This window comes from Microbacterium sp. 20-116 (genome assembly GCF_041079415.1).
Taxonomy (GTDB): Bacteria; Actinomycetota; Actinomycetes; order Actinomycetales; family Microbacteriaceae; genus Microbacterium.
Genome location: NZ_JBFYGP010000011.1, coordinates 59,629 through 69,469, shown reverse-complemented (window position 1 = coordinate 69,469; position 9,841 = coordinate 59,629). Strand labels below are relative to the sequence as shown.

General features: G+C 70.7%; 7 protein-coding genes. 3 read left to right on the top strand and 4 right to left on the bottom strand.

What is annotated here, in order from left to right:
* Window positions 1-58 precede the first annotated feature (58 nt).
* The 3 genes from AB6V29_RS15775 to AB6V29_RS15765 all read left to right on the top strand — a co-directional run bounded on the left by AB6V29_RS15775 (window position 59) and on the right by AB6V29_RS15765 (window position 3,382).
* Window positions 59-1,660 carry a DHA2 family efflux MFS transporter permease subunit gene (locus AB6V29_RS15775; RefSeq protein WP_267788351.1) on the top strand — a complete coding sequence of 534 codons (1,602 nt, stop codon included), beginning with the start codon at window positions 59-61 and terminating at the stop codon, window positions 1,658-1,660.
* A 131-nt stretch (window positions 1,661-1,791) separates the two neighbouring features.
* Window positions 1,792-2,382: a hypothetical protein gene (locus AB6V29_RS15770; RefSeq protein ID WP_267788352.1), complete on the top strand. Its 591-nt coding sequence runs from the start codon at window positions 1,792-1,794 to the stop codon at window positions 2,380-2,382.
* Window positions 2,383-2,386: 4 nt separating this feature from the next.
* On the top strand, window positions 2,387-3,382 hold the full coding sequence (locus AB6V29_RS15765; RefSeq protein WP_369359814.1) for a S24/S26 family peptidase: 996 nt from the start codon (window positions 2,387-2,389) through the stop codon (window positions 3,380-3,382).
* 308 nt (window positions 3,383-3,690) lie between these two features.
* Here AB6V29_RS15765 and AB6V29_RS15760 read toward each other — a convergent pair whose 3' ends face one another.
* The 4 genes from AB6V29_RS15760 to AB6V29_RS15745 form a co-directional block, all read right to left on the bottom strand.
* Entirely contained in the window at window positions 3,691-4,947 is a 1,257-nt protein-coding gene (locus AB6V29_RS15760) for an alpha-hydroxy acid oxidase (protein WP_267788354.1), read from the bottom strand.
* Window positions 4,948-5,013: 66 nt separating this feature from the next.
* On the bottom strand, window positions 5,014-6,447 hold the full coding sequence (locus AB6V29_RS15755; RefSeq protein ID WP_369359812.1) for a rhamnulokinase family protein: 1,434 nt from the start codon (window positions 6,445-6,447) through the stop codon (window positions 5,014-5,016).
* Window positions 6,444-8,492, bottom strand: coding sequence for a bifunctional aldolase/short-chain dehydrogenase (locus AB6V29_RS15750; protein WP_267788356.1), 2,049 nt, complete (start codon window positions 8,490-8,492; stop codon window positions 6,444-6,446). The genes AB6V29_RS15755 and AB6V29_RS15750 overlap by 4 nt, the downstream gene beginning before the upstream one ends.
* Before the next feature lie 30 nt (window positions 8,493-8,522).
* Window positions 8,523-9,839 (bottom strand): MFS transporter, encoded by a 1,317-nt coding sequence (locus AB6V29_RS15745; RefSeq protein WP_267788357.1) that lies wholly within the window; start codon window positions 9,837-9,839, stop codon window positions 8,523-8,525.
* Window positions 9,840-9,841 lie beyond the last annotated feature (2 nt).

Genomic DNA, 9,841 nt, shown 5'->3' with positions numbered 1-9,841 from the left:
ATCGTCGCCGCTCGCGCAAGCCCTCCCGCTCCTCGATATAGCTAGATAAGCTAGCTACATGAACCACACACAGGCAGGGCGCCGCTGGGCGGGGCTCGTCTTCATCAGCATCGCCGTGTCGCTGATCATCGTCGACTCGACGATCGTCAACGTCGCCGTGCCCTCGATCGTCGACGAGCTGAAGATCTCCTCGACCGAGGTGCAATGGGTCCAAGAGGCCTACACCCTCGTCTTCGCCTCGTTCCTGCTCGTGTTCGGCAGCCTCGCCGACCGCTTCGGGCGACGACGGCTGATGCAGCTCGGCGTCGTGATCTTCGCGGGGGCATCGATCGCCGCATCCCTCGCGCCCACCGGCGGCCTGCTGATCCTCTCGCGACTGATCCAGGGCGTGGGCGGCGCGATGATCCTGCCCACGACCCTGTCGATCATCAACGCCACCTTCCGCGGGCGCGAGCGCGGCATCGCCTTCGCGGTGTGGGGCTCGACCATCGGCGGCATGGCCGCGGTGGGTCCCCTCCTCGGCGGGTGGCTGACCACGTCGTTCTCCTGGCGGTGGGCTTTCGGCATCAACATCCCCCTCGGCGTCGTCATCGTGATCGGCGTCGCCCTGACCGTCGCGGAGTCCCGGAGCGAGAAGGCCCAGCGCATCGACGGCGTCGGCGCGCTGCTCTCGGTGCTCACGATGGCCCCGCTCGTCTTCGGACTCATCGAGGGCCGCACGTACGGGTGGTGGACGCTCGATCAGACGCCCTCGGTGGGCGGCTGGACCTGGCCGCTCTCGCTCTCCCCCATCCCGATCGCCTTCGCGGTGGCCCTGATCTCTCTGGTCGCCTTCATCGCGTGGGGCCTGCGGCGCCAGCGTCGGGGACTCTCGACCCTGCTGGCCTTCGACCTGTTCCGGATCACGTCCTTCCGCAACGGCAACATCGCCGCGGCCGTCGTGTCTCTGGGAGAGTTCGGCATCATCCTGGCGCTGCCCCTCTGGCTGCAGTTCGTCGTCGGCTTCGATGCGCTGCAGACCGGCCTGCTGCTGCTGTCCTTGGCCGTCGGCTCGTTCGTGGCGAGCGGGTTCGCGGGTGCTCTCAGTGGCAGGGTCGCGCCCGTCTGGGTGGTGCGCGGGGGGCTTCTCGCCGAGATCGTGGGCGTCGCGGGCGTTGCCTTCACCATCGGACCGGATGCCGGCTGGGGGCCGCTCGTGCCCTTCCTCTTCGTCTACGGACTCGGTGTGGGCCTGGCCACGGCGCAGCTCACCGGCGTCGTCCTGGCCGACGTCCCTCCCTCGGCGAGCGGACAGGCCTCGGGTACGCAGTCGACCTCGCGCCAGCTGGGGGCAGCGCTCGGTGTCGCGATCCTCGGCACGGTGCTCTTCTCGACCACGGCGGGGGTGCTGGCATCCACCCTCGACGAGCGAGGGATCCCCGCGGCCCCGCGCGACCAGGTGGTTTCGGAGGTGGTCGACAGCGCCGGCGCCGCGATCGCGGGCCTGGGCGCCTCACCGGAGACGCAGGATCTCGCGATCAACGCCCGCGCGGCGTTCAGCGACGGAACCCGAGCGGCAGCCTTCACCGCGGCCGCCTTCCTGACCCTGGGGCTCGCCTCGACCGTCACGCTCGGCACGGGTGCGCGGCGGCGCGACGACGGCGACGTGCGAACCGATTAGTCCATTCAGAAGAATGGATGCCATATCCCCGTGGGGCCTGTCAAGCCCGTGGGCGCGCGGGCCCATCTCGCGGCGGCTCCTTTATCGTGCCGGTGTCTAATTCGCTTACTGATCTTGTGGGGAGATTCATCATGCCGAAATTCACACGCCGTTCCTCTCGCATCGCCACCGCGATCGCCCTTCCCGCGGCATTCGTCGCGGCGGGCCTGCTGGTGTCGACGAGTTCGTACGCCGCCTTCTCCGACACCACCTCCAACGGGCAGAACAGCTGGCGGGCGGGGACCGTCCAGCTCGACGACGACGACGCGGGCCGCGCACTGTTCACCGCCGGCAACGCCAAGCCGGGAGATGGGGGGACGAACTGCATCGCGGTCACCTCGACCGGCACCCTCGCCTCGCAGGTTCGCCTCTACGCCGCGGACGTCTCGGGAACCGCGGGCCTGGCCGATCACCTGATCTTGCGCGTGGAGCAGGGCACCGGCGGAGGCTCCGGCACCTGCGACGGTTTCGCCTCGCAGCGCACGGTGTTCGATGGCCGCCTCTCCGGCTTCACCGGAACGTTCTCCTCGTACGGCTCGGGAGTCACCGCGTGGAGCCCGACCGGGGGCGGGAGCGAGACGCGCACCTTCCGCATCACGTGGAAGCTCGCCGACGACGCACCCAATGCCGTGCAGGGCGGAACCGCCTCGGCCTCGTTCGTCTGGGAAGCCCAGAACAGCTGAGTCCGTGCGCTCTGGTCGCATCATTTCCATCGCGGGGGTGGCGGCGGCGCGAGCGGTCGTGGCGCTGGTACTGGCGCTGGCGTTCTGGGCGGCGGCACCCGTCGCCCTGGGGTGGCTGCCGACCACCGTGATGACGGCGTCGATGACGCCGGCGATCGAGGTGGGCGACATCGTCGTGTCACGACCCGTTCCGCGGGAGGCCCTCCTTCCCGGTCGTGTCGTGCTGGCGACAGACCCCGACTGGGCTGACCGGTTGCGCCTGCACCGCATCGCCGAGCTCGGCCCCGACGGCGATCTCGTCACGAAGGGCGACGCCAACCCCGACGCCGATTCGACCCCGCTGCACCCCGATGCCGTCCTCGGCGTCGGGGTGCTGCGGGTGCCCGGGATCGGCATGCCGATCGTGTGGCTGCGCACCGGCGAGGTCCTCCCGCTCGCGGGCGTCGTGGCGGCATTCGCCCTCTGCCTCGCGGTCGCGTTGCGCCGCGGGGTCGACGACGATCCTGACGACCCGTCCCCGCCGCCCGAGGACACCCCTCTGACCCGTCGAGCTCTGCGCGCGCCACCCGCCAGGTCTCGCCTGTTCCGACGCGGCTTCGGTTTCGCGGTCGCCGTCGCGACAGCGGGGGTGACCGTGAGCACCCCGGCCTCCGCGTCGTTCAGCGACGAGTCCGCGGCATCCGGAACCGTCACCGCGGGTCGCGTCACCGGTCCGGAAACGCTCGGCTGCTACAACGACGGCGGAGCGGTGGTGACCTGGGCATACGACGGGTGGGAGCCCCGCAGCTTCGACCTGCTGGTCAACGGACGCGTCGTGATCGCCGACATCCCCCCGCGGTTCCGGGCCGCCCGCGTGCCGGACGACGGTTCGTACTCGCTGTTTCGCACCGACCGGGTCACCGTGCGCACGAACGTGGGCGAGCAGTGGTCGGCCGAGTCGGGTGAGAGCGTGCCCGTGGGAGGCGTGCTGCTCGGGTTCGGCCGGCCGTTCTGTCGGTGATCGGGCGCCGCCGCACCCTCAGCGATCCGCACATCCTCAGTCGAACTCGCCCCGAACGACCAGAGGATGCGCGAATCGCGGAGCTCCGCGCGGCTCGACCCCGGCCGCGACGCCAGCGCACCCTCAGCGATCCGCACATCCTCAGCCGAACTCGCCCCGAACGACCAGAGGATGCGCGAATCGCGGAGATTCGCGCGGCGCGACCCCGGCCGCGACACCGCCGCACCCTCACCGATCCGCCCAACCTCAGCCGCGTCCAGGCCGAACCGCCGGAGGATGCGCGAATCATCGAGGTCGCGCAGCCGGCGTCACACCCGCGCGTCGACCGCCTGGTCGGCCACCGGCACCAGCCGCGTCAGCTGGGTGACGTGACGCGGCTCGAGCTCGGCGAGGGACGAGACCCCGAGCAGGGTCATCGTGCGCTCGATCTCGCTGCGCAGGATCGCGATCGTGCGGTCGACGCCCTGGCGCCCGCCCGCCATGAGGCCGTAGAGGTAGGCCCGGCCGATGAGGGTGAACTTCGCCCCCAGAGCGACGGATGCCACGATGTCGGCCCCGTTCATGATGCCGGTGTCGACCATGATCGTCGCGTCCTTGCCCACCTCGCGCACGACCTTCGGCAACAGGTGGAAGGGGATGGGGGCGCGGTCGAGCTGGCGCCCGCCGTGGTTCGACAGCACGATGCCGTCGACGCCGAGGTCGACCAGGCGCGCGGCATCCTGGACGTTCTGCACGCCCTTGACCACGAGCTTCCCGGGCCACATCCCGCGGATGACGTCGAGGTCGTCGTAGCTGATCGTGGGGTCCATCGCCGCGTTCAGCAGCTCGCCGACGGTGCCGCCGGTCGTGCTGAGCGATGCGAACTCGAGCTTGGGCGTGGTGAGGAAGTCGATCCACCACCAGGGCCGCGGGATCGCGTTGACGATGGTGCCGACGGTCAGCTGCGGCGGGATCGAGAAGCCGTTGCGCTTGTCGCGCAGACGGGCGCCGGCGATGGGGGTGTCGACGGTGAACTGCAGGGTGTCGAAGCCCGCCGCGGCGGCTCGCTCGACGAGGCCGTACGAGATGCTGCGGTCTTTCATGACGTAGAGCTGGAACCAGTTGCGGCCGACGGGGTTGGCCGCCTTGACGTCCTCGATCGAGGTCGTCCCCAGGGTCGAGAGCGTGAACGGGATGCCGGCGGCGGCCGCCGCGGAGGCTCCCGCCGTCTCGCCCTCGGTCTGCATCAGACGCGTGAAGCCGGTGGGCGCGATACCGAACGGGAGCGCGGAGGGCCCGCCGAGGATCTCGCACGAGGTGTCGACGTCGGCGGCGGGGCGGAGGATGTCGGGGTGGAACTCCACGTCCTCGAAGGCGCGGCGCGCGCGGTCGAGCGACAGCTCACCCTCGGCCGCACCGTCGGTGTAGTCGAAAGCGGCCTTGGGGGTGCGACGCTGGGCGATCGCGCGCAGGTCCGCGATCGTCAGCGCCGCGTCGAGACGGCGCTTGCGCGCGTCGAGCTCGGGCTTCTTGAACTGCATGAGCTCGAGGAGCTCGCCGACCTTCGGCAGCTGACGCTGAACCATGGGGGATCTCTCTTTCGTGTGGTCTGACCACATCGTATGCCCGCTCGGGCGGGTCGGGAAGGGGTTTCAGGATCGTGGGGAGAAGCGCTTCGGAGGGTAGGCCGCCGATACGCGGGCCCGCAGGTCTTCGAGAGAGGCGTCGGCGCCGAAGCACCCCCGCGCGCGGGCCTGCACCAGGACGTTGCCGAGCGCGGTCGCTTCGACGGGCCCCGCGAGCACGGGAAGGCCCGAACGGTCGGCCGTCGCCTGGCACAGCAGGGCGTTGAGCGCCCCGCCGCCCACGAGGTGCACGACGTCGATCTCGCGCTCGGCGAGCCTCTCGGCCGTGCGCAGGGTCGTCGCGAACGCCTCGGCGATGCTCTCGACGATGATTCGCGCGAACATCGGGCGGCCCGAGCGCCCCGGGGCGGCACCGCCGAGCAGGGCCGCGATCCGCGCGGGCATGTCGCCGGGGGCGGCGAGCGAGGGGTCGTCGGCATCGAACAGGCGCGCGGGTGCCGCGACCGACGCCGCGGCCGCGAGCAGTTGTCCGAGGTCGACGGGTGCGCCGTCGGCCTCGGACCACGCCCGCACGGTCTCGCTGAGCAACCACAGGCCCGTGACGTTGCGCAGGAAGCGGATGCGCCCGTCGACACCGCCCTCGTTGGTGAAGTTCGCCGCACGCGCGGCATCCGTCACGATCGGCGCCTCGAGCTCCAGACCCACCAGGCCCCACGTGCCGCACGAGATGTAGGCCGCGTGCGGCGACGACATCGGTACCGCCACCACGGCCGAGGCGGTGTCGTGCGAGCCGACGGCCACGACCGGCAGGCCCCCGAGATCCTCGGCCGCGTTCCCGATCGTCTCTCCGGGGTCCACGAGCGGGGGCAGGACGGATGCGGGGGTGCCGAGCGCCTCGGCGAGCGCGGCGTCCCACTCCCCCGTGTGCACGTCGAGCAACCCGGTCGTCGAGGCGTTCGTGCGCTCGGCGACCCGCTCGCCGGTGAGACGCTCCGCGAACAAGTCGGGAATGAGCAGGCTCGACTCCGCCGTAGCGAGCTGCGGATCGGCGGCGTACTGGTACAGCGTGTTGAAGGGCAGGAACTGCAGCCCGTTCCGGCGGTACAGCTGCTCGAACGGAACGGCCGCGTGCACGGCATCCACTCCGCGCGCGGTGCGGTCGTCACGGTAGTGGAACGGCTCGGCGACGAGCTCGCCGTCGCGCAGCAGTCCGTAGTCGACGGCCCACGAGTCGATGCCCACGCTCTCGATCGAGGGCTCGCGGCGCAGCGCCTCGGCGAGACCCGCGCGCACGTGGCGCCACAGGGCCTCGATGTCCCAGTGCCACCCGTCCTCGCGTTCGACGGGCCCGTTGGGGAAGCGGGCGACCTGCTCGAGCTCGAGCACCGCGTCGCCGACCCGACCGATCATCACACGGCCGCTGGTGGCGCCCAGGTCCACGGCCGCCACGGCACGGACGGCTCCGATCGGCGCGGCCCCGGCCGGCTCGGCGCCGCTCATCGCAGGAAAGCCGCGGCGACGCCCGAATCGACGGGGATGTGCAGGCCCGTCGTGCGCGAGAGCTCGGGGCCCGTGAGCACATACACCGCGTCGGCGACGTTCTCGGGCACGACCTCGCGCTTGAGGATCGTGCGGTTGGCGTAGAACTGGCCGAGGTCTTTCTCTTCGACGCCGTAGGTCGCGGCGCGGTTGGCGCCCCAGCCGGCGGCGAAGATGCCCGAGCCGCGCACGACCCCGTCGGGGTTGATGCCGTTCACGCGCACACCGTGCTCGCCGAGCTCGACCGCGAGCAGTCGCACCTGGTGCGCCTGGTCGGCCTTGGTCGCCGAGTACGCGATGTTGTTGGGCCCGGCGAAGACGGAGTTCTTCGACGAGATGTAGATGACGTCTCCGCCCATGCGCTGCTCGATGAGCGCCTTCGCGGCGGCCTTCGAGACGAGGAAGGAGCCCTTCGCCATGACGTCGTGCTGCAGGTCCCAGTCCTTCTCGGTGGTCTCGAGCAGGGGCTTGGACAGCGAAAGTCCGGCGTTGTTGACGACGAGGTCGATGCCGCCGAAAGCGAGCACGGTCTCGTCGATCGCGGCCTGCACGCCCTCGGCATCCGCCACGTTCGCGGCGACCCCGATCGCGACGTCGGTCGACCCGAGCTCGGCGGCGACCGCCCTGGCCTTGTCGAGGTCGAGGTCGGCGACGACGACGCACGCGCCCTCGGCGGCGAGGCGCGTGGCGATGGCCTTTCCGATTCCGGATGCCGCGCCCGTGACGAACGCGATGCGCCCCTGGTGCGTCTTCGGCTTCGGCATCCGCTGGAGCTTGGCCTCTTCGAGTGCCCAGTACTCGATCCGGAACTTCTCGGCATCCGAGATCGGAGAATACGTCGACAGGGCCTCGGCTCCGCGCATGACGTTGATCGCGTTGACGTAGAACTCCCCCGCCACCCGGGCGGTCTGCTTGTTCGCGCCGTACGAGAACATGCCGACGCCCGGCACGAGCACGATGAGCGGGTCGGCGCCGCGGATCGCGGGGCTGTCGGCGTCGGCGTGCGCGTCGTAGTACGCCTGGTAGTCCGCGCGGTAGGCGACGTGCAGTTCCTTCAGCCGGACGATCGCATCGTCGACCGCGGCGTCGGCCGGCAGGTCGAGGATGAGCGGCTTGACCTTGGTGCGCAAGAAGTGATCGGGGCAGCTCGTGCCGAGCTCGGCCAGGGCCGGAGCCTTCTCGGATGCCAAGAAGTCGAGCACGACATCGGCGTCGGTGAAGTGGCCGACCATCGGCTTGTCGGTCGAGGCGAGGCCGCGAATGGTCGGGGCGAGGGCCGCCGCCTTCGCGCGGCGCTCCGACGCGGGCAGGGCGGAGAATCCTTCGCGCACGCCGCCGAAGGGCTCGGCGGCGCCGTGCTCGTCGATGTACGCCTGCGCCGTGTCGATGATCCACAGGCTGTTCCGCTCAGCCTCTTCCGAGGTGTCTCCCCACGCGGTGATGCCGTGGCCGCCGAGGATCGTGCCGATCGCCCGCGGGTTCTTCTCCTTGATCGCGGCGATGTCCAGCCCCAGTTGGAAACCGGGGCGACGCCACGGCACCCACACGACCGCGTCGCCGAAGATCTTCTGCGTCAGAGCCTCGCCGTCGGCGGCCGTCGCGATCGCGATGCCCGCGTCGGGGTGCAGGTGGTCGACGTGCGCGGCATCGACCAGTGCGTGCATGGCAGTGTCGATCGAGGGCGCTGCTCCCCCCTTGCCGTGCAGGCAGTAGTCGAAGGCCGCGACCATCTCGTCTTCGCGCTCGATGCCGGGATAGACGTCGACGAGCGCGCGAACGCGGTCGAGGCGCAGCACGGCGAGCCCTTTCTCGGTGAGGGTGCCGAGGTCACCCCCGGAGCCCTTCACCCACAGCAGCTCCACCGGCTGACCGGTGACGGGGTCGGTGTCGGTGCCCTTGGCGGAGGTGTTGCCGCCGGCGTAGTTGGTGACCTTGGGGTCGGAGCCGAGGCGGTTGCTGCGCGCGACGAGGGCGGCGGCGGTGTCGGCGGAGGGGGAACTGGTCATGGGGAAGCCCTTCGATCGGACGGGAGCGGATCAGAGATTCGGCGGGACGGGCGTCGACAGCGGCACGCCGGTGCCGTACCGCTCGTGCTCGATCTCATCGAGCGACTTGCCCTCGGTCTTCGGCGCCCACACGGTGCCGATGACGAGCGCCGCCACGAGCAGCGCGAGGATGATGAGCCCGAGCACGGCCAGCCCGGTCTGGGCCAGCAGGATCGGGAACACCAGGCTCAGCAGTCCGACCATCACGCGAGCGAGCATGAACAGCACGCCCTGCGCGCTCGCCCGGTAGCGGGTCGCGAACAGTTCGGCCGTCCACAGGCCGTAGAAGGCCTGCGCGCCGAGTCCGGCCGACACACCCCACGCCACCGCGAAGAACAGCAGCGAGCCCAGTCCGGGCGGGGCGTAGATCAGCACGGCCCACGCGACGACGCCGAGAGCGGCTCCGCCGAAGTACAGCCAGCGCCGGCTCACGCGATCGCCGTAGCGCATGAACCCGAAGTACGTCGCGGCCGCGGTGAGGGTCCACACCAGCACCTGCAGGAGGTTCTGCTGCACCGGGTCGTGCAGGCCCGAGGCGTCGTAGACCCGGGGCTGGAAGATGCCCGCCTGCCCGGCGACGGTGTTCCACAGGCCGTAGACGCCGAGGAGGAACAGCAGCGCCGTCCAGTTCTTCCGCTCGCGCAGGAGCCCCGCCAGACCGCTGAAGAACGAGATGCGCTCGCCGGCGTTGGTCGCCGCCTCCCGCTGTTGCTTCCACCGGCGCGACTCGGGCAAGCCCCGCCGCACCCACCAGGTGACGGCGGCGATGACGAACAGGTGCAGGAAGATCAGGCGCGAGCCCCACAGGCCGAGGGGGGCCACCACGACGGCGAGGAGGAAGCCGATGGCCGGTCCGATCGACCACGCCAGCTGGGCGGTTCCGACATGGGCCGCGCGGTGCTCGCTGGGCGCCTCCTCGGCGATGTAGGTCCAGGATGCCGGCACCCCGGCGCCCACGGCGATACCCATGAGGATGACTCCGGCCAGCAGCACGCCGACGTTGCCCGAGAAGGCGACGAGAAGGGCACCGACCATGAACACGATGAGGTCGTAGGTGTAGATGAACTTGCGGCCGAGACGGTCGCAGAGGGGGCCGCCGATGGCGGCTCCGATCGCCGAGCCGAAGGCGTTGGCCGAAAGGGCCGCGATGACGCCGACGACGCCGTCGCTGAAGCCGAAAGACTCCTGCCAGAGCGTGAGGCTCGTGGCGAGGGCGATGATCGCGCCCGCCTCGATGTAGTTCGACATCGCCACGGCGATCGTGGCTTTCCAGGCCGAGAGCGGCCGCTTGGTGGTGGTCGTGGTCATGA